Here is an 18,752-nt window from a genome sequence, read left to right on the forward strand (position 1 = left end):
AAAATGGCAAATCAAAGGCATCTGGCTCTACTGAAAGCAGGTGCAGAGACATGGATGGAATGGCGAGAGAAATTCCCTCAGGTGGAACCAGATCTCAATGGTGCTGACCTCCAAGGGATTGACTTGAGCAAAGTCAATTTCAGTCATGCTTCTCTTGTACAAGTAAACCTAAGTGGTTCTGACCTAAGTGGTGCTTTTTTTTATAAAGCCAACCTTAAGGAAGCGACATTAAGGGAAGCTAAATTCAGTGTTGCTAATTTGAGTGGCGCTCGATTAATACAAGCAGATCTCAGTTATGCCAATCTGATTGGCTCTGATTTAAGTGAGGCAAATCTCAAAGACGCTGCGATCGCAGATGCGAACCTCATTGGTACTGATTTGAGAGGTGCTAACTTAAGAGGTGCGGATCTGGGTACAGCAAAGCTCATCCGAACTAACCTCAGTTTTGCCAACTTAATCGCAACTAACTTAACTGGTGCAGACCTCAGCAATGCCAACTTGTACGAAGCAGAAGTCATGGGGGCTTACCTTTACAAAACTGACCTTTATAAAAGTAACCTCAGCAACGCTCACTTAAGTGGTGCTTATTTGGTTAGGGCTAATTTGAGTGAGACTGACTTAAATCAAGCTGACTTGAGATGGGCTAACCTCAAAGGAGCAAATTTGACTAGAGCTAATCTCAAAGGTGCTAACCTTAGAGGCGCTAACTTAAGTGGAGTGAATTTTCAGGAAGCGATTCTGCCTGAATCGTAACTAATTCGGCACTACTTCTGTTGATGTGCGGTAATTTCATTCAGCAAAGCCTCATCTGAATAAGAGGTTTCCCATTCTTTTGGTAGTTCGAGTCGTACTGATTTAGCACCGCCACTTGGAGTCCCCCACTGTAAACGGCTAACAACTGTTCTTTCTCGGAATGGTTTGATGCATTAGTAGGGGCGCAAGGCCGCCGCGCCCCTACGGATCGGCAAATAAGAACTTTGCGATCGCAATCGCTACTATTAAGTGATAAGGATCACCTAATTGCGGTACCAGTAACACTACCAGTGGTATTTATTTATTGCATCCTAGTATTAGAGAAATTACTGTGTCATTACTAAAGACTTACTACGTTTTACCGTATGTATGTACTAAGTAAGATTCGGATTAATTTCATTTAAATTAATGTACTGTCAATAACATATAAAAAATCATTATTATGAATAAGTTTCTGCGAATACAACTGAAATTAAACACTTTTAACTTCTTAAAGTTAAGCTTGATAACGCTTGCAATATTGCTATCCTTTGGAACCCATACTCGGGCAAATGCTGAATCAGAGTCAGAAGTGGAAGTGATATCAATACCCCCACAAGAAGCATATTATACCGAAGATAAGAACCACAGAAGTTCTAGTAGCGATCGCTCTCAGTTAGAAAATGAAAATACCTCAGGTAATAATAATATGTACGTGCCAGACAGTGTGGAAGATAGTCAAAATGCCAATATCGTCAATTCTTCACCAAGCACTCGCGACATGACTGTTGATAGACGGTTTTCATCTTGATTTTGTTACCTGCTTGCGCTGGCTTACCAACTACCACCTCCACCGCCGCCATCACTCATTCCACCACCAAAATCACTACCGCTACTATAGCTTCCTCCAGAGTCACTACTCCAACTGCTGCTAGACTCACTACCACTGTAGTTTTCTCCAGACTCGCTACTCCAACTTCCTTCAGAATGAGCAGTAGAAATGTCTGATTCTACTGTAGAACGAGATGATTTCTCTTTAGAAACAGTACTGCTTGTGTAAGTAATAATGTGTATTGTTTTTTCAGTCAGTTCTGGGTAGCAGATAACACAGTACCAGCCAATTCGTTCAACTTTTTCAGATTGCGATGCTGTAGAGCTGTCGCTTCGGGAACTCACTAGATCATTTAATATCAGGTAAGGTCTCAGTTTCTCACCACTAATTGCTGTCATCGGATTGCGACAGTTAGCGCAGTGAACGGGATAATGTTTTTTCTCTGGAACACCTTGCGATCGCCCTTGAGGCAAAATGAGAAGTGCATTCCTAGGAAGTTCTGGTGAAGGAATAGTTTCCTGTGTATCTTTAGTATATCCGCAACAATGGCACTCTTGCCTGACTCCACGTATACCTGCTTGAGTCCTAGTTGCCTCTCGTAGAACTTTTGAAGGACTTCGGACAACTGTTAACTCTTGACAATTTGGGCAATTATCAAAAGAATTTCTGAAAGCAAAAGATGAATTTTGGTCTTGAATATAAGATCGTAAGTAAATTCCAGGAGCTGATAAGTGAGGCTGACATTTCGAGCACAACCAACCTTCAAAAGAGACACTACCTAGTTTTGCCGCCGCCTGTTCTGTAGAACTGAGGTAAGTTGACAACTTGTCATCTGAAATGGGCTGCATGATTTGATGACACTGACTGCACCGATATGTGGAACGAAAACTAAACCTTTTACCTAACTGTTGAACAAGCAGTCTCATTCCCCAAGCAACAGGAGGATTTTGTAAAGCAAAGAGTAGAGATGCTATGGGTAAGACTGCAAAAGCATTTTCCAAACTCATATGCATTGCCAATAAGAAGACAAGCATAACGTTCCCTAACACTGTCATCCCTACTATGAAACAAAAGGAGTAGCTCATTTTCTGTTTTTTGCCGTTAGGGATGCTTATGCAGATAGCACCCGCTACTGATGCCAATGCGATCGCCCCGCAAATTAATGGGAAAGGAAATAATATAATAGCAGTTACAGTAGTAATAATTAGACTAGTTATCTTGGCTGTCATATATGGTAAAAAGCACAACAGGCACAGCCATATAACTTCTCCAAATAATCTTGCAGAATCTAGCTTACCTGCTTGATATTCCTTTACCATTTCCCATCCCAAGCTATAAAATAGAGCAAATATTAAACCAATAAAACTAATTGTTGCCAGCCATTGATATAAAGATTGTTCCCTTGATGGCTTTGATGGAGATTGAGATTGCATAAGTTCGAGCGTGCTGAAGCGTTCTCGTCCGTCTGGTTGTTTGACTCCTAAAATCCGATGATGATGGCTAAGCAATAATAATCTAGCACCAAACCCAATAAATCCGAGCCAGCTTAAGTTCCCGATCGCCCATATGTATCCAGGAAAATTGGGTAGATTGTTTTGATGTGAATTGAATTGGGGGCTCGATAGAGTGGTAGGGGATTCCAGTATTGCAATCAAATTTTCTGTACCCTTTAAAATTCCAGCCTCTAGATATTCTTGTCGAAAGCGGGGAATAATATCAGTGTCAATAATCTGTTGAATTTTGCGATCGCTCAAGCTTTTCTGCAAACCAGAACCTCTTTCAATTTCGACACGGCGATCGCCTGTTGATGTCAAAAACAATGCACCATTATTCTTATTTTTTTTGCCAATTCCCCAAATATTGAATAACTCAGTTGCAAAAGCTTTGGGTGAGGTAGCAGGCTGAGTCTCCAAAACCGTCACAACTGCTATTTCCGTACCATTTTTCGCCTCTAAGTTAGAAATCATCTTGTTCAGTTGCGCTTCTGCTTCAGGGCTGAGGATATTTGCCATATCCGTCACCCAACCTCCAGACTGCTGTCGGGGATTGGGGATATCCTGTATTTGCACTGCGTAACTAACCAGAGGATATAGGACGAGGAACAAGCACAGCGTACCGATCCCAAGAATTCGCTTAACAAATTTAACTAACAATTTTTTCACTCATCTCTTGCAACTACTTTAGCTACTAGAGAATACAAATCCAAATAGAAAATTTACTGAAATCTCCAAGACATGAAAGCAAGTGTTTACCCCACCCACCTCGTTCCCAGCCTAAGGCTGGGAATGCCTTCATAGAGGCTCCGCCTCCCGTACCAATCTGTCACGCTCTGCAACAGCCACCTGTGCGGCATTCTATACCTCTGGCTGAGAACGAGAGAGTAGCGATCTGCCACTAAGGAAGAATTTCTTGATTAACCTCAAACAGATTTGGGTTACGTGGATTAACCGTCAACCGCAGCCAATGGACATTAGGAGAACCAAACGTTTCTATCCGCGTAAAGTTAGTAATAACAGTTCCATCTGAAGTATTCAGAGGTTTATCGATTCGGAAGTAATGGCTATCTCCATGAATGAGTATGACTTGCTTGCTATAGTTTTTTAATTCAGCTTGCAAAGAATTAATCAAATCATTGAAACCAGTGCGTTCTGAATTGGTTGGAGCTAAATCAAAATTAGGGTTAGCTTGCATAAAAAATGCCAAACCCAAATTATCGTTCTCTTTAGCAAGAGCAAAGGCTTCCTTTAACCAAGCAAGGTTAGCAGCATTACGTTCTGCATATTCTGCATCATTTTCTGCATTCCGTCCAAGGTTATTATTACTACCAATAACGTGTAGCCCTACAAACAGCACATTACCTGATTCCCAACGAACATTTTCACGGAACTTACTATATTGTGGATTCTCGCTTTGGCGAGTTAGCTCAATTGTGGTTTGCCCAAAACTGCGATTACCTTGTGTAGAAAGTTCGCGTAATTTTGCCAACCGTTCAATAGGATCGTATCCACCAGCCGCCGGACGATGACAATCTGTCCACTCATTATCTCCTGGAGTGTAAATTAGAGGCTGTTTGAATTTCTGAAAACCTTGCAGTCGCTCTGTAAAAAGCTCATCCGAGCAAAGACTAGAACCACTTTTAAAGTCACCATCGTGAATAACAAATCGAACTGACGATTTATTGATGTCCTCAATTAACTCTTGGAATTTTGCTTCTTGTCTGGCATCATAGGGCAAATCGCCAATCAAAGCCACCTCAAAACGTTTTGCATTCCATGGTGCTTGTGCGAGCGCTGAAGGGATGAAGGTTACAATCAGACTCAGCAAACAGAGTGGAATTAGTACTTTTACCAGTTTTTTGAATTGCATATTTTAGGTTTTTTAGTAACAATTGTTACGAAAGATTGACTTGTTTACAATCATAACTAAAAAGTCTAATACTAAGGGATTAAGAGTAAATTAAGAAGACATCTAGAAAAGAATAAATTATTATTTTTATATATAGAAAATTAAGCAAAATTCTATATAGCAGTTCTAAATAATTCGGGAAAAATTGTAGAGACGCTACGCGATCGCGTAGCATATGCTTTGCAAATAGCGTAGCGGAGGTAATCAAGTCTATAACGAAATTTATCAAAATGCCTCTTCCCTACTCCCTACTCCCTACTCCCTAGTTTCAACACAGGCTGTTTTGTTTCCGCTAGCTGTTCTAATAAGTTAACAGCAAGAGTTGGTGTATCGTAACGAGCGATTTCTGCACTTATCAGTTGGGCTTTTTGTCGGTATTGAGGTGAGGCTAAAATTTGCTTGACAACAGCTAAAATTTGTAGTGGTGTGGGAGACTTGGTTTTCAAAATGTTGGGTTTCGTTCCTCAACCCAACCTACGTTCAATTTGAGTTTTTAGCAAAACCTACGTAGTATTGCAACAGCAGGTACCGTACCTATAAGAAAACGAGCCATTTTTTTCCTTAGTGTTTCTTTGGTGTATAAAATTATAAAATGCTGTGTTACTAGAGATGGCACATGGGGTGTTTATGGAGTACAACTTTAAAGAGCTAGCCGAACTTTATAAAAATGCTCTGTTCAACGATGTACTCCCATTTTGGGAAAAATATTCGATTGACCGAAAGTACGGTGGTTATTTTACCTGCATCGATCGCTCTGGGAAAATCTACGACACTGATAAGTTTATCTGGCTGCAAAACCGTCAAGTATGGACTTTTTCCAAATTTTACAACCAAATAGAAAAACGAGAGTCGTGGCTGGAAATCGCCAGCAATGGTGCTCGTTTTCTTGCCCAACATGGTCGCGATAATGAAGGGAACTGGTACTTTGCGCTGACTCGTGAAGGCAATCCTTTAGTTCAGCCTTACAATATCTTCTCTGATTGCTTTGCAGCAATGGCTTTTAGCCAATATGCCCTTGCTAGTAGTGAAGATTGGGCAAAAGATGTGGCTGTGCAGGCTTACAATAATGTGTTACGCCGGAAGGACAATCCTAAGGGGAAGTATAACAAGACATATCCGGGTACGCGATCGCTAAAATCTTTGGCAGTGCCGATGATTTTAGCTAATCTAACTCTAGAAATGGAATGGTTGCTGCCGAAGGAAACTCTAGAGAACGTTCTCAAATCAACTGTTCGGGAAGTGATGACCGATTTTCTGGATTCAGAACAAGGACTTATGTATGAAAATGTTGCTCCCGACGGTTCCCATGTGGATTCTTTTGATGGTCGTCTAATTAACCCTGGTCACGGGATAGAAGCAATGTGGTTCATTATGGATATTGCCCATCGTCGTAATGATACGACAGTGATTAACCAAGCTGTTGATGTGGTGCTAAATATCCTTAACTTTGCTTGGGACTCTGAATACGGTGGATTGTATTATTTTATAGATGCCGGGGGTCATCCCCCACAACAGTTGGAATGGGATCAAAAACTGTGGTGGGTACATTTGGAATCTTTGGTTGCTCTAGCAATGAGTTATCGCCTGACGGGACGTGAGGTGTGTTGGGAGTGGTACCAAAAGATGCACGACTACACCTGGTCACATTTCGCCGACCCAGAATATGGTGAGTGGTTTGGCTATCTCAACCGCCGTGGGGAAGTTTTGTTAAATCTTAAAGGTGGCAAATGGAAAGGCTGTTTCCACGTACCTCGTGCTTTATACCTTTGCTGGCGGCAGTTTGAAGCTTTGCTCTGAAGTCATCATCAGTATTGTTTATTGCTCCGTTTTACAAATCCAATCCTAAAAAAAATACTACAACAGTGGCGCTTTCCCAAATAAAGTTGTATATTTTGGAAATTATTCGTATAAAGGATAATGAGTAAAAACTTGCACTCCTGCAAGTTGGGGGTATAAGCGGGGAAGTGTTTAACAATACTTAAAGATAAATAATTCTAAAGAGTGACCACTTACCCAATTTTTTAGGTTACATTTAACCTAATGTTAACCTTTTGGCTGGATAAAGCTATCGGGGTAAATGACCAAAACAATCAGTAGTCGCAAGAGATTAGGTCTCGGTTTGCAAAAATCTGATGACTTAGTCTCTTCTCATCTGAAGGGCGATGAAGTGAATAAAGATACAAAACAATCTGTTGCACAGTCAACAGGGCAACCGTCTTTAGGCGAGTTGCACATTATCCATGCAACATCAGGGCGCGTCCGAGTCCGTGCTATTGACGGGGGTGATAACTCAAAACTTGACACTATCTGCCAAAGTTTACATCGGCGAGATGGTATTAAGGAAGTTTATGTCAATGAGCAAACGGGCAGTTTGGTCATTAACTTTGATGAGCAGAGGCTGTCTTTGTCCCAAATGATGGAGTTACTTCGGTCATTGGGTGTAGAGCAGCAATCATCGTCTCACTCTGAAAGCAAGACAGACCCTTTTGCGGCTTGGAAATCTCCAGATTTTTGGAAAGAACAGGGAATTTCGTTTATTCCCTTATTTGCTGGCTTAGCGGTAACCAGAAGATTGGGGATCGTGGGGATTGCTGCATTTCCTGTATACTTCATTACAGCTAATGCAACCCGTCGTGTGATAAGTTATCTAGAATCACAATTTTCAGCAGCAGAAAAAAATTCATCTAACAATGATGGAGATGCTGTAAAACTCAATAAACCTGACAAATCGCTGTTATCAAAAGTGGAGCAAACATCTATCGGCACAGCAGCCCCGTCTGCAAAAATTACATACAACGTCGTTCACGCCATTTCGGGACGCATCAGATTTAACGTACCCCGCGTTGCACGCGATCGCGCATATGCTAAAAGACTTGAGAGGTTGCTTAAGACAGACTCTCACGTGACAACTGTAAGAGTGAGCTGCGATGCCGCTTCAGTTGCCATTACCTATGGAACCAGTCAAATACCAGTTTCTTACTGGGCGAATTTGATGCAGTTGGCTGACGAGACAATACCGCCAACATCGCCCGTAAAAGCTCCAATTGAGCAACAACTTCCAGAACCAAAGAATCAGTCTACCCAACCGACACTATCCATAAGGAAAAACGAGGAAGGAGTTTTGGAAGTGGACGGTCTGTGGTCTGATTACAAAACACCGGCTCTATCTGCAGCCCTATCCTTCATGGCTAACTTTCCATTAGATATGGTTTCATAAGAGTTTTGAAACAAGTCATATCAAAGTGTCTAGTTAGTTAATCGGTAGCTAGCAGAAACCTCATTCTTAGAGCCTGGGAACGAAGCGAAAATTTTGCAAAAATTCCATAAATATACCATTTTGGATTTTAGATTTTAGATTTTGGATTGAAAAAGTCATGTCTAGACTTGATTTCAACCAAGCATCTGTCGCATTCTTGGTTCAAAATGGTATTACGGTACTTCGAGAGTTGAAGATTTTTTCAACTTATGAGTATCTCGCTGAGTAGGCTCTAGAAAATCAAAAAGTTGAACAGTCTTTATTTTTTATGCGAGCAAAGAAATGGCAGAACTTAGTGTGCAAATACCAACCTCCAGATTTCATCTTGCCGAAGTAGCGCTACCTGAAAAGAATGGTAAAGCCGCTTTAGGAGATAAAAATGGACACGCACCAAATCGGGTTTCCAAAGTCCAGCATAGCTTTGTCCATGCAGTTCCAGGACGGTTAAGGTTGCGAGTACCTCGCTTGCGCCATGACAAAGATTATGCACAGCGCCTCCAAGTTTTGTTAGAGGCTGACGCTCTGGTTTCTAGTGTAAAAATTAAGCCTGCAGCGTCTTCGCTGACAATGACTTATAAAGTCAGTAAAGCAACGGAAGCCAAAATCCGATCGCATCTGAGTTATTTGATTCAGGCAGCAAGTGACGTTATTGTTCTCAAGCCTTCCACTTTACAAAAAGCTGCTGATAGCGAAACAGAAAAACCTTGGCCTGGTATGCAACTTTCGGCTGTCACGGCAGTTTTAGCCGTGCTGGCTGGACCTTTTGGGCTGCCGATTCCACCCTTGATGATAGCGGCGACTATAGCAGTCACAACATTGCCTGTCGTTCAACGAGCTTGGGAAGGGATTACAGTAGAGAAGAAATTCAATATTGACTTTCTGGATTTTATGGCGATCGCCATTACAACGCTTCAAGGTCAATTTCTCACGCCCGCACTCATGCTGGGGTTAATTGAAATTGGCGAGAATATACGCGATCGCACGGCTCGCTCTTCTGCCCAACAAACTCTAGACTTGTTAAGTTCCCTCGGACAGTTTGCCTGGATAGAACGTGATGGAGAGAAAGTGCAAATCCCCATCCAGGATGTACAAAAAGGGGATACAGTCATCGTTTATCCCGGCGAACAAGTACCTGTTGACGGTACTATCGTGCGAGGAAAAGCATTACTAGACGAGCAAAAGCTGACTGGAGAATCCATGCCAGTCTTGAAAAAGAAAGGACAAAGCGTCTATGCCTCAACCCTAGTGAGAGAAGGAAGGATTTATATCTCCACAGAACGGGTTGGTAACGACACTTGTGCCGGACAGAGCATTCAATTAATGCAGCAAGCACCCGTTCACGATACCCGGATGGAAAACTATGCTGCAAAAATTGCCCAAAAAGCCGTTTTACCAACTTTATTACTGGGTGGGATCGTCTTTGCCACAACTCGCAACCCAGCAAGAGCAGCCAGCGTGTTAACCCTCGACTTTGCAACCGGAATTAGGGTATCTGTACCAACCACGGTTTTAGCAGCATTAACCTATGCAGCACGAAGAGGCGTTCTCATTCGTAGCGGACGGGCGTTAGAAAAACTTGCAGAGATAGATACTGTCGTTTTTGACAAGACAGGTACTTTGACTAGAGGTGAAGCAACTGTCGTTAATGTAGAAAGTCTCAACCCAGACACTACACCAACACGAGTGTTGCAACTAGCGGCTGCAGCCGAACAACGTCTAACGCACCCAGTTGCAGAAGCGATCGTGCGGTATGCAGAAGAACAGAAAATAGAAATTCCCGCCCGTGGGAAGTGGGATTATCAACTTGGTCTGGGCGTACAAGCAGAGATTGACGGAGAAACCGTTTATGTTGGTAGCGAGCGCCTTTTAGAACAAGTCGGCATTGCAATGGAACAGCTTGACGGCAACGAAAAGAAAGCAACTTCAACGATTTATGTAGCAAGCAACGGTCAATTGCAAGGTATAATAAAATATAGTGACGTACTCCGTTCAGAAAGTCGGGAAGTTATCTCAAAACTGTTAACAGTCGAAGGTGTGGAAGTCCACATGCTAACTGGTGACAACAAGCAGACTGCTAGCGTCGTTGCTGCAGAACTTGGTATTTCCCCAACCCATACCCATGCAGAAGCCTTTCCCGAGCAAAAAGCAACAGTTGTCCGCGAACTGCACGAACAAGGGAAAACAGTTGCCTTTGTTGGCGACGGGATCAATGATTCGCCCGCTCTAGCATACGCTGACGTTTCCGTTTCCTTCGCCAATGGCTCTGATATTGCTCGTGAAACAGCAGATGTAGTACTGATGGAAAATGACCTACATGGTTTGCTAGAGGGAATCGAGATTGCTCGTAAAGCCAAGCAGCTAATTCAGCAAAATACAGCTATGATTGCTGTTCCCAATTTAGCCGCATTAGTAGTAGCAGTTTTATTTGGTCTTAACCCCCTAGCAGCAACTATGGTAAACAACGGTTCAACAGTTGTTGCAGGCGTCAATGGTTTGCGCCCAATTCTTACAAGTCGCAATCGCAAAACTCTCCCCGCAGCTAGATGAGATAGTTGAGGTAACAAGAGTACGATAGAACGTTTTACTAATTCCTGGAGGAAATAATCATGGCACCAAAAATTACTGATTTTGTTGAAGACGCAGGCGCACCTGGAATCATCGCCGGTATTGGTGCAGTGCTTCTTGCACCTGTCGTTATTCCTGTTGTTGCTGGAATTGGTAAGCCAATAGCCAAATCCATCATTAAGAGCGGACTGGTTCTTTTTGAAAAAAGCAAAGGCGCAGTTGCAGAACTCGGCGAAAGTTGGGAAGACATGGTTGCTGAAGCAAGAGCAGAACTCGCTGAAGGCAGACAATTGCCAGCAGTTGATGTTGCAGGAACCTCAGTTGACAACTCTGATAACGGGATGTAGATTACCCCCCTCAATCCCCCCGATGGATTGGGGGGAGGTTCCCTTGTTCCCTTGTTCCCTTGTTCCCTCGTTCCCAGGCGGAGCCTGGGAATGCCTTAGAAGAGGCTCCGCCTCCCGAACAATCGTTATGCTTTAAAGAGCTCACAGTAGGGCGAGCTAGGACTTCCCCCAAAAGAATTAGCCCTGTCAAAGTGGTTCATAAAATTTTGATTCAGACGGCAATTCCTATCTTTTCTCTGCGCTCTGGTGCGCCTGGGCTGTTAACAAGTAATTTATTTAACCGCTGAGACGCAGAGTACGCAGAGGTAAGAGGTGAGGGAACTATTGAAGCTCAAGCCGTGCAAACCGAATTGATTAGCCCTCAAGTTACGGAAAAGAAAGAAATTGATTAACAACGGTTATTGTACTCATCTCACTGAAATGCCAAAAACAATCCAAGAAGAATGTAGAAAAATAGCTACATATAAACCCATATCTACCAAAGTTGTCAGTTCTACACCCGGACGGCTGCGTTTGAGAGTTGCACCGCACCACCGTCAATCAGGAGATATGGAACGAATTGCAAACGCCCTGCAAGCTCAACCCAATATCACTCAAGTCAAAACTAATATTCACAATGGCAGTATTGTCATACAGCACGATACTCAAGATGGCAGCCTTGAAAATGTTCTCACAACTCTAAAAGATTTAGGCATCATCTTTGGTGATATAGCGTTAGGAAAATCTGAAGCTGCAGCCGAGGTATCCAACGCTGTGGTGGATTTGAACAAGCGAGTGAAAAAAGCAACCAATAACTCTGTTGATTTGCGCTTCCTTTTTCCTTTAGGGTTAGGTATTCTTTCCATTCGGAAATTACTTGCACAGGGACTACAGTTCGAGATTATTCCCTGGTATGTGTTAGCGTGGTATGCCTTTGATAGCTTTATTAAACTCCATGGAATGACCTCACAGCATTCAACAAATGAAATAGACAGAGATGGCTAATGGCTAATTGCTAATTGCTAATGGCTAATTGCTAATGGCTAATGGCTAATTGCTAATGACCAATGACCAATGACCAATGACTAACTACCCGTAGAACAATAGTATCGTTCTCCTAATTTCCAAAGCTTCAGAGCAACAATAAGAAAGAGAATACCTGCTATTGGCGAGACATAACAAAACAACAAAGGCACTAAAAAAGCACCTTCTTTTTCAAGCACTGCGAGCAAAGGAAAATAGCTGACACAAGCAAACGGTACTAAGAAAGTAAAAAAGCGCTGAAACCACTTGCCATAAATTGAAAGAGGGTACTGAGCCGTTTCAACTCCTCCATAAGTGAAGATATTCATAATTTCGAGAGACTCAATAGTCCAGAATGTCAGCGTTGCTTGTATAATAACGATACCCATAAAGAGAGCAACTCCACCAATAAAAGAAGTGCTTAAAAGCCACAATTTTTGAATGGTAAAAGGAATGTGGAGAGTTGAAAGCGACCACCCCATAACGAGAATTCCTTGAGAAAATCGTCCTATTCGTTTCAATGTAAATTCTATGCCTAAAAGTTGAAGTACTGTAGTACGTGGACGGAGAAGTAAACGGTCAAAGTCGCCATTTTTAATAATTTTTGAGAACGAATCAAAACCCCGTCCAAGAGCATTAGCACAGGCAAAAGAAATATTAATCATACCATAAAATAGAGCAACTTCTGAGAGACTCCACGAACCAATACTATTAAAACGAGTAAAAAGCGCCCAGATTCCAAAAAACTCAATAATAGTTCCTAAAAATTGCCCCAAGATTTGAAGCCAGAAGGACACTTTATACTGCATTTGCGCCTTAAAAGATACAGAGATATATCGAAGGTAAAGCAAAAAATCATTCATATCTACAAATGAAATTAATACTTGTCAGTTAAGCCTAAAAATGCGAAAACACGTAGGTTGGGTTGAGGAACGAAACCCAACATTGACAGACAAGAGTCGTAAATGGAGGGTGAGACCCCTCATCTGTACTCTCTCGTTCCCAGGTTCTACCACAGAATGCAGATCGCTCTGCTCTGCGGAGCAAGCGCTAGTTGCATACTGGAGGCGGAGCCTCCCAATCAGGCATTCCCAGGCTCCGCCTGGGAACGAGGAGAGCGCTCAGGATTTTCATTCGCCAGATGTATCCTTTAAGAAGTCGGGGATCTGAGCTTATCCACCTTGAATAACAAGCTTTTTTACACCATACTTCACTAAAAAACGTCCAAGGATAATAATAACAACTATCCAGAAAATTTGATGAAGCAGTACATTAAACAATTCGTTTGGTAAAAGATTTCCAGTAAAAAGACGAAAAGGTTTATCTAGAAGCCCTGAGAAGGGAAGTACATCTAAGAAAGGCTTGAACCATTCAGGGAAAAAAGGAAGAGGAACAATCATTCCAGAGAAAATAGTAATCAGATTGGGAAGTACAGTATTGATTCCCTCGCCAGAAATTGTCCACATTAGTGATACAGTAAGAAGCATTGTGATTGCAGATGAAAGCAGAATTCCACCAATAAAAGAGACAAGAAAAGCAACTCCAGCAGCAAAGGAGGGTGGAAAAAGAAGCGAGCGCTCCGAAAGTCCTATAATAGGCAAAAGAAACATCGTGACACCAAGAAGCGGAATACCACGAAGTATCAGAGGTGCTGTGCGAAGTGCTAAAGCGCGAGTGAACCAAAAATTGTAAAGGTCAGTGGGTCGAAGAAGATCGTATCCAACCGCACCAGAACGTATGAGTTCTTGAATTTCTTTATCGCCTCCCCAAGGGACAACCGCTATCAAAAACGCTTGTCCAAGCCATACATATCCTGTAGCCTCGCGGAGAGTCATAGGTTGAGCAGAGGTTGCATGAGTAAAAAATGCCTCAAGAACCATGACTTTTACAAAACCCCAAAACAGCTGAGTTGCTACTCCTGCTAAAGCCGCAGTACGATACTGTAACAGAAGTGCAAATCTCGCAACAAATAATGACCAATATGCTTTCATAGTATGTCTAGTTGAATATTTGTGATAAAAAATACCCCACCCTAACCCTCCCCTTGGAAAGGGGAGGGAACTGCAAATTCAATTTCCCCCCTTTCCAAGGGGGGATTAAGGGGGGTAAATCCGACTTATGTGAAAACTCCTCCTGAGTTTGCGTACAGTTCGGCAATTATCTCCTCAATAGGTGGATTTTCAACAAAAAGATCCTCGACTTCGTATTTTGATGTAACCTGGCTAATTAGGGATGCTGCGGAAAGTTTTGTGGGATCGAAGGCAAGAGTTACGGTGCGCCCTTCCTTGGAGATGATACTGATCCCTTCTTCCTCAAAGCAAAAATCATCCTTTGTCAGGTCGATTCTTAAGTACCGACGTGAAGAAACTTGAGAACGCAATGTTGCGAGAGAACCATCACAAAGAATCTCGCCTCCTCCTATAATGATGACGCGATCGCACAACGCCTCAATATCATCCATATCATGAGTCGTCAGGATGGTAGTTACATTGTGAGTTTTATTGAGGGTTTTGATAAATTTTCTCACTGCAAGCTTTGAAACTGCATCTAGCCCTATGGTTGGTTCATCAAGAAAAAGAATTTCAGGTCTGTGAAGCATTGCGGCTGCAAAGTCACATCGCATCCTTTGACCGAGGCTTAACTGTCTCACAGGGATCGAGAGAAAGCTGGAAAGATCGAGCAAATCGATCATTTCTTCCCGTGTCTTAAGATACTCTGAATGGGGAACGCTATAAATATCTCGAAGCAAGTCGAAAGACTCAACAACTGGGAGATCCCACCATAGTTGCGTTCGCTGACCAAAGACAACACCAATACGACCAACATGCTGGATTCTATCCGCCCAAGGAGTGAGTCCGCCGATTATACATTTTCCACTAGAAGGTACTAAAATACCACTTAAAATCTTAATGGTAGTCGATTTACCTGCTCCATTGGGACCTATATATCCTACAAGTTCTCCCCGCTCCAACGAAAACGAAACACCTTTCAACGCATGGACTTCTCTAGTTTTTCGCTGTACAAGCCCTCTTATTGAACCAAAAAGTCCAGAAGAGCGTTCAGAAATAAAGAAAGTCTTTTTAAGGTTTTCAACAATAATGTGAGACATATTTTACTGATTTGCGATCGCTTGAAGAAGTATTTTTCTCTTTAAAAGTCTTTACAATCACAACTAAACAATGAATCGGAAAGCTAAGCCAATTTGTTAACGATCTAATCAAACCAAGATTCTAGAGCAAGCGGTTCTACCTGTTGAATACGCTGAAAATCCCCATCGGTTGAAACAATGGTTAGATTGTAATGAATTGCAGTTGCAGCAATCCAAAGGTCATTGTCGCCAAAACCAAGGGTTTGAATGTTGAACTTTCGCCGCTCGACTTTTTCTTTGGGACCAAAAGTGTTCGTAAGTTTGCCTTTGAGATTGCCATAAATATCGGCGATTGGTAAATTAATAGGCTAAAGGTCGATTGAGTCTAAAAAAGACTTGACCTGTTGGAGGTTAGCGGCTGTTTGTTCAGATTTAGTCGCCATGTATAGCAGTTCACCACGCACAATTACACTTGTTGCAACACCTGCTTCGCTATGAGATTGTAATTGTTGGATAAGATTAGGTTCGCCAAAGATGATGCGGCTACAGTGGTTAGTGTCAAGGAGATACATTAAAATTCAGATGGGGAGCGGGTGTTGTAAACAAGCTGAAGACAATCCTCAAAGTCATCACCTTGCCAAGTTCCGGCAAATTTTAGAAGGTCTTTTGCTTTTGAGCCGCGCAAAATAGGTTCGGTGTCTTGTACAGTATTTACGCGTTTAATAGAGGAGCCGTTATTTTTTGTTTTCAGGTATTCAAGATAGCTGAGGACTTCCTCTAAAATGGGTTCCGGCGTGTTGGCGATCGCAACAATTAATTGTTCTCTAATGCTACTCATTAGGTTTTTTATAAGTTGGTTAAAGTCACTGTTCTGATTTTGCCTAATTTTTTCTACAACTGCAACAATAAAGAGAAATATAATACATATTATTAGGTCGAGCAACCGTTCAGCAAAAAGCTTACATCGAATAGCAGCCGTGTCTGATGACGCAAGACATCAAGCTTCGCGTTTAACAGTTCTAACTGCGCTAATTTTTCTGAAATGTACCTTGCGTGGATCAATCCCTCTAATATGTCCTTGTGTTATTGCCAAAATGTCAGTATCATAAGACTACATACAAGCTAAATCTAAGTATATAGTACAGTGCTATGGTGTGAATAAGTAAACTCTTTCGTATGGACGCTATTTCCAATTGCCCAATTTCATTGGATGTCAGGTTCCGCGTGGGAAAGAGGGACGAGGGACAAAAAACTCCTCTTCTCTCTGCGACCTCAGCGCCTCTGCGGTTGAAAAATTTATTAAACCACAGAGACGCAGAGAGCACAGAGGAAGAAAAAAGAGATTTTACAAATGATTTGTATCTAAATTATAAATTCAAACTGCGTAATTTATGATTACCAGTATTATATCTTTTTGCACCATTTAAAAGTTCTTTTAGCTGTCCTTGCGCGTCAGCATGGTCGATCAAACTAAACACGATTTGTTGATAATTCTCTCCACCAGCTATTTGATTTAATTTCCAATCCAACTCATAGCTAAGCATCATCTCTAAATCTTTCTGACTGCGAAAAGCATCCATTAGAGCATCACAAAATTGCTTCCGTTGAGCGCCTGTTAAATTGATAGGTTTCTGGTCATTTCTTTCCGAATTTTCTGTTGAACGTTGCTCTAATTCTTGTATTTGCCTTTCAATCTCTTCGATTTCCTTCTTAAGTTGAAACTTACGACCTGGATCGGCGGTAATGATGTATTCTCTTCGGAAATCAGTTAGCTTTTCCTGTAAAAGTTGAAAAATAGAATCATCTTGAGGTAAAGTATTATATACAGTGGTCTGATTTGATGGAGAATTCACTTCTTGAGGCTGAAGCTTTGCAAGAACCTCAAAAGCAAAAGCACTAGCGCGATCTGCAGCCAATTCCTGAGAACCTCGCTCGTCATCAATGCTTTTACCATCTATCAAATCGGATATACCGCGAACGATCAAGGCTGAAACTTTTTGGTTAGCATGAGTCGCTTGGAGAAAACCTCGTCCCTCCATTTCTACCGCAACTGCATCACCATAGTTAGACTGAAGAAACTGGTAAACTTCAGACTGCTTGGAAGCAACAACTTTTGCTCCTGCGGCTATGGGTGCGACATACACCTTGGGGGTTGGACGGGGAAGAGATGTTAACCTTTTCAGCCAATCTGGTTTTCTGGCTTCTGCTCTTGCTCTTTGTATCAAGTTGTATGCTGATTCTCCCACATCAGCTCTGGGTTCAAATTCCTCTTTTGCTTTACCAGACTCATACCCATAAACTTTTGTCGCCGCAACGACATCTCCGAGCTTGACATCTTTAATACCACCTGCAACTCCCACAAACAGAACAATACTAGGATTGAAGTAAGCGATCGCTCGTTCTGCTTCCATCGCTGCGCCGGAATTTCCCGCTCCTATCTCAACAATCCCAACTTCCCATGACTTGCTGTTGGCAGTAAATTTTCCCTGTTCGTAAACTGTACCTTGGGAATGTACCATTTCTTGAAGGTCAGTGAGATGGGAGCGAACTGCCATATACTCTACGTCAATAGCAGTGAGTATAACCACACTAGCCATAGGTTAAATTTTTGTTGAACTTCAACTTGCTTTTCATATTCTGCCAGATTTGTTGAGATTTGCCAAGCAATGTAGTAGTGGCTCATAAACTGTTTTATGTGCAACTAAATGCAAGTGCTATGCTGTGAATAAGTGAAACTATGAATATGTCGTCATGAAAACCTTCACTGCTATTGTCGATCGCTGTTTTTCCTCCAAAAAGAGATTTCAAAATGAAAGTTTAATCTGTCCAGCTAAAGTATTTTAAGAAATTTCGAGATAAAAAATTTGATTTCACTGAACCAGAAACCGGGTTAGCACGAGATACGATCGTCCTGGTAGGAATGAATGGTGCTGGGAAAACAAGTTTATTGCAAGCGTTTTGCCCTTGGCAGCAGCGAAGCTATCGCAGCCACTTTAGGGACGGCGACTGGACGGTTGCAGAAAGTCTTTGATTTGGAATGGGCGGGATTTAGCTATGAATTGCTAGCGAACAATTGGGGAAATATAACACCAGAGGTAGCTGTACAGGTACAATTCTCATCTAGTGAACTTCAAGCTCTACGCCATTTTCAGCAGAAATTACGAGAAATGGGACAAGATTTGCAACCCCCGAGTGAAGAGTATAATGTAACTCTTAGATGGTACTCTGGAGGTGTTGTTGCCAAGAATGATGCTCAACTGCTTCAATTTAAAGGACGAGAATATGCTAAACAATTGCGACGTTCTGAAGGATTTCAAGTGTTTGAGCAAGTCGATACATCTGATTTGTGAAAAAATCTCAGTACTGTAGGGTGGGCAATGCCCACCAGTAGTATCATGTGGTAGGCAATGCTCACCCTATATGTATTTCAAAAATCAAATAGGAGTCCTATCAATACTGCTCGGATAAGGAAATTGTAGAAATTGTAGGTTGGGTTGAGCGAAGCGCGAAACCCAACAAATCCTG

Annotated in this window: 16 protein-coding genes and 1 pseudogene; 8 read left to right on the forward strand and 9 right to left on the reverse strand. The window is 42.0% G+C overall.

The annotated features are described in order from the left end of the window. Nucleotides 1-3: 3 nt before the first annotated feature. Both F7734_RS15260 and F7734_RS15265 read left to right on the forward strand, forming a co-directional pair. On the forward strand, nucleotides 4-753 hold the full coding sequence (locus F7734_RS15260; protein WP_155745513.1) for a pentapeptide repeat-containing protein: 750 nt from the start codon (nucleotides 4-6) through the stop codon (nucleotides 751-753). Between the two features lie 442 nt (nucleotides 754-1,195). Continuing rightward, complete coding sequence (locus F7734_RS15265) at nucleotides 1,196-1,543, forward strand: hypothetical protein (RefSeq protein WP_155745514.1); 348 nt, start codon at nucleotides 1,196-1,198, stop codon at nucleotides 1,541-1,543. Between the two features lie 23 nt (nucleotides 1,544-1,566). Here the strand turns inward: F7734_RS15265 and F7734_RS62000 are convergent, their stop codons facing one another. From F7734_RS62000 to F7734_RS15280, 3 genes are all read right to left on the reverse strand, one after another. Further along, entirely contained in the window at nucleotides 1,567-3,717 is a 2,151-nt protein-coding gene (locus tag F7734_RS62000; protein WP_243146898.1) for a TPM domain-containing protein, read from the reverse strand. Nucleotides 3,718-3,958: 241 nt separating this feature from the next. Further along, nucleotides 3,959-4,930 (reverse strand): metallophosphoesterase, encoded by a 972-nt coding sequence (locus tag F7734_RS15275; protein ID WP_155745515.1) that lies wholly within the window; start codon nucleotides 4,928-4,930, stop codon nucleotides 3,959-3,961. A 287-nt stretch (nucleotides 4,931-5,217) separates the two neighbouring features. Continuing rightward, the gene (locus tag F7734_RS15280) at nucleotides 5,218-5,415 is read right to left on the reverse strand and encodes a hypothetical protein (RefSeq protein WP_155745516.1); all 198 of its coding nucleotides are present in this window, start codon (nucleotides 5,413-5,415) and stop codon (nucleotides 5,218-5,220) included. A gap of 181 nt (nucleotides 5,416-5,596) precedes the next feature. Here F7734_RS15280 and F7734_RS15285 point away from each other — a divergent pair, with 181 nt between their 5' ends. The 5 genes from F7734_RS15285 to F7734_RS15305 all read left to right on the forward strand — a co-directional run bounded on the left by F7734_RS15285 (nucleotide 5,597) and on the right by F7734_RS15305 (nucleotide 12,121). Beyond that, nucleotides 5,597-6,766, forward strand: coding sequence for an AGE family epimerase/isomerase (locus F7734_RS15285; RefSeq protein WP_155745534.1), 1,170 nt, complete (start codon nucleotides 5,597-5,599; stop codon nucleotides 6,764-6,766). A 280-nt stretch (nucleotides 6,767-7,046) separates the two neighbouring features. Then, nucleotides 7,047-8,186 carry an HMA2 domain-containing protein gene (locus tag F7734_RS15290; protein WP_155745517.1) on the forward strand — a complete coding sequence of 380 codons (1,140 nt, stop codon included), beginning with the start codon at nucleotides 7,047-7,049 and terminating at the stop codon, nucleotides 8,184-8,186. A gap of 321 nt (nucleotides 8,187-8,507) precedes the next feature. Beyond that, the gene (locus F7734_RS15295) at nucleotides 8,508-10,772 is read left to right on the forward strand and encodes a heavy metal translocating P-type ATPase (RefSeq protein ID WP_155745518.1); all 2,265 of its coding nucleotides are present in this window, start codon (nucleotides 8,508-8,510) and stop codon (nucleotides 10,770-10,772) included. Between the two features lie 59 nt (nucleotides 10,773-10,831). After that, complete coding sequence (locus F7734_RS15300) at nucleotides 10,832-11,137, forward strand: DUF5132 domain-containing protein (RefSeq protein ID WP_155745519.1); 306 nt, start codon at nucleotides 10,832-10,834, stop codon at nucleotides 11,135-11,137. A 420-nt stretch (nucleotides 11,138-11,557) separates the two neighbouring features. Beyond that, nucleotides 11,558-12,121, forward strand: a complete 564-nt coding sequence (locus tag F7734_RS15305) for an HMA2 domain-containing protein (RefSeq protein WP_243146899.1) — start codon at nucleotides 11,558-11,560, stop codon at nucleotides 12,119-12,121. An 80-nt stretch (nucleotides 12,122-12,201) separates the two neighbouring features. Here the strand turns inward: F7734_RS15305 and F7734_RS15310 are convergent, their stop codons facing one another. The 6 genes and pseudogenes from F7734_RS15310 to F7734_RS15335 all read right to left on the reverse strand — a co-directional run bounded on the left by F7734_RS15310 (nucleotide 12,202) and on the right by F7734_RS15335 (nucleotide 17,824). Beyond that, nucleotides 12,202-13,002, reverse strand: a complete 801-nt coding sequence (locus F7734_RS15310; protein ID WP_155745521.1) for an ABC-2 family transporter protein — start codon at nucleotides 13,000-13,002, stop codon at nucleotides 12,202-12,204. Between the two features lie 309 nt (nucleotides 13,003-13,311). Next, a complete protein-coding gene (locus F7734_RS15315) occupies nucleotides 13,312-14,130 on the reverse strand; it encodes an ABC-2 family transporter protein (protein WP_155745522.1) in 819 nt (272 codons plus the stop codon). Nucleotides 14,131-14,255: 125 nt separating this feature from the next. Next, complete coding sequence (locus F7734_RS15320) at nucleotides 14,256-15,248, reverse strand: ATP-binding cassette domain-containing protein (protein ID WP_155745523.1); 993 nt, start codon at nucleotides 15,246-15,248, stop codon at nucleotides 14,256-14,258. 104 nt (nucleotides 15,249-15,352) lie between these two features. Continuing rightward, nucleotides 15,353-15,799 (reverse strand): annotated as a pseudogene (locus F7734_RS15325) (type II toxin-antitoxin system VapC family toxin). Then, entirely contained in the window at nucleotides 15,799-16,065 is a 267-nt protein-coding gene (locus tag F7734_RS15330) for a hypothetical protein (RefSeq protein ID WP_155745524.1), read from the reverse strand. The pseudogene F7734_RS15325 and the gene F7734_RS15330 overlap by 1 nt, the downstream one beginning before the upstream one ends. Before the next feature lie 529 nt (nucleotides 16,066-16,594). Beyond that, on the reverse strand, nucleotides 16,595-17,824 hold the full coding sequence (locus F7734_RS15335; protein WP_155745525.1) for an effector-associated domain EAD1-containing protein: 1,230 nt from the start codon (nucleotides 17,822-17,824) through the stop codon (nucleotides 16,595-16,597). Nucleotides 17,825-18,151: 327 nt separating this feature from the next. Between F7734_RS15335 and F7734_RS15340 the strand changes: the two genes are divergently transcribed. Next, on the forward strand, nucleotides 18,152-18,577 hold the full coding sequence (locus F7734_RS15340; protein ID WP_243146900.1) for a hypothetical protein: 426 nt from the start codon (nucleotides 18,152-18,154) through the stop codon (nucleotides 18,575-18,577). The last annotated feature ends 175 nt before the right edge of the window (nucleotides 18,578-18,752 follow it).

Source organism: Scytonema sp. UIC 10036 (genome assembly GCF_009725235.1).

What these genes read in the sequence shown, in the direction of transcription:
- F7734_RS15260 (WP_155745513.1), top strand. Translation starts at nt 4, where the DNA reads ATGGCAAATCAAAGGCATCTGGCTCTACTGAAAGCAGGTGCAGAGACA.
- F7734_RS15265 (WP_155745514.1), top strand. Translation starts at nt 1,196, where the DNA reads ATGAATAAGTTTCTGCGAATACAACTGAAATTAAACACTTTTAACTTC.
- F7734_RS15275 (WP_155745515.1), bottom strand. Translation starts at nt 4,930, where the DNA reads ATGCAATTCAAAAAACTGGTAAAAGTACTAATTCCACTCTGTTTGCTG.
- F7734_RS15285 (WP_155745534.1), top strand. Translation starts at nt 5,597, where the DNA reads ATGGAGTACAACTTTAAAGAGCTAGCCGAACTTTATAAAAATGCTCTG.
- F7734_RS15290 (WP_155745517.1), top strand. Translation starts at nt 7,047, where the DNA reads ATGACCAAAACAATCAGTAGTCGCAAGAGATTAGGTCTCGGTTTGCAA.
- F7734_RS15295 (WP_155745518.1), top strand. Translation starts at nt 8,508, where the DNA reads ATGGCAGAACTTAGTGTGCAAATACCAACCTCCAGATTTCATCTTGCC.
- F7734_RS15300 (WP_155745519.1), top strand. Translation starts at nt 10,832, where the DNA reads ATGGCACCAAAAATTACTGATTTTGTTGAAGACGCAGGCGCACCTGGA.
- F7734_RS15305 (WP_243146899.1), top strand. Translation starts at nt 11,558, where the DNA reads ATGCCAAAAACAATCCAAGAAGAATGTAGAAAAATAGCTACATATAAA.
- F7734_RS15310 (WP_155745521.1), bottom strand. Translation starts at nt 13,002, where the DNA reads ATGAATGATTTTTTGCTTTACCTTCGATATATCTCTGTATCTTTTAAG.
- F7734_RS15315 (WP_155745522.1), bottom strand. Translation starts at nt 14,130, where the DNA reads ATGAAAGCATATTGGTCATTATTTGTTGCGAGATTTGCACTTCTGTTA.
- F7734_RS15320 (WP_155745523.1), bottom strand. Translation starts at nt 15,248, where the DNA reads ATGTCTCACATTATTGTTGAAAACCTTAAAAAGACTTTCTTTATTTCT.
- F7734_RS15330 (WP_155745524.1), bottom strand. Translation starts at nt 16,065, where the DNA reads ATGAGTAGCATTAGAGAACAATTAATTGTTGCGATCGCCAACACGCCG.
- F7734_RS15335 (WP_155745525.1), bottom strand. Translation starts at nt 17,824, where the DNA reads ATGGCTAGTGTGGTTATACTCACTGCTATTGACGTAGAGTATATGGCA.
- F7734_RS15340 (WP_243146900.1), top strand. Translation starts at nt 18,152, where the DNA reads ATGGTGCTGGGAAAACAAGTTTATTGCAAGCGTTTTGCCCTTGGCAGC.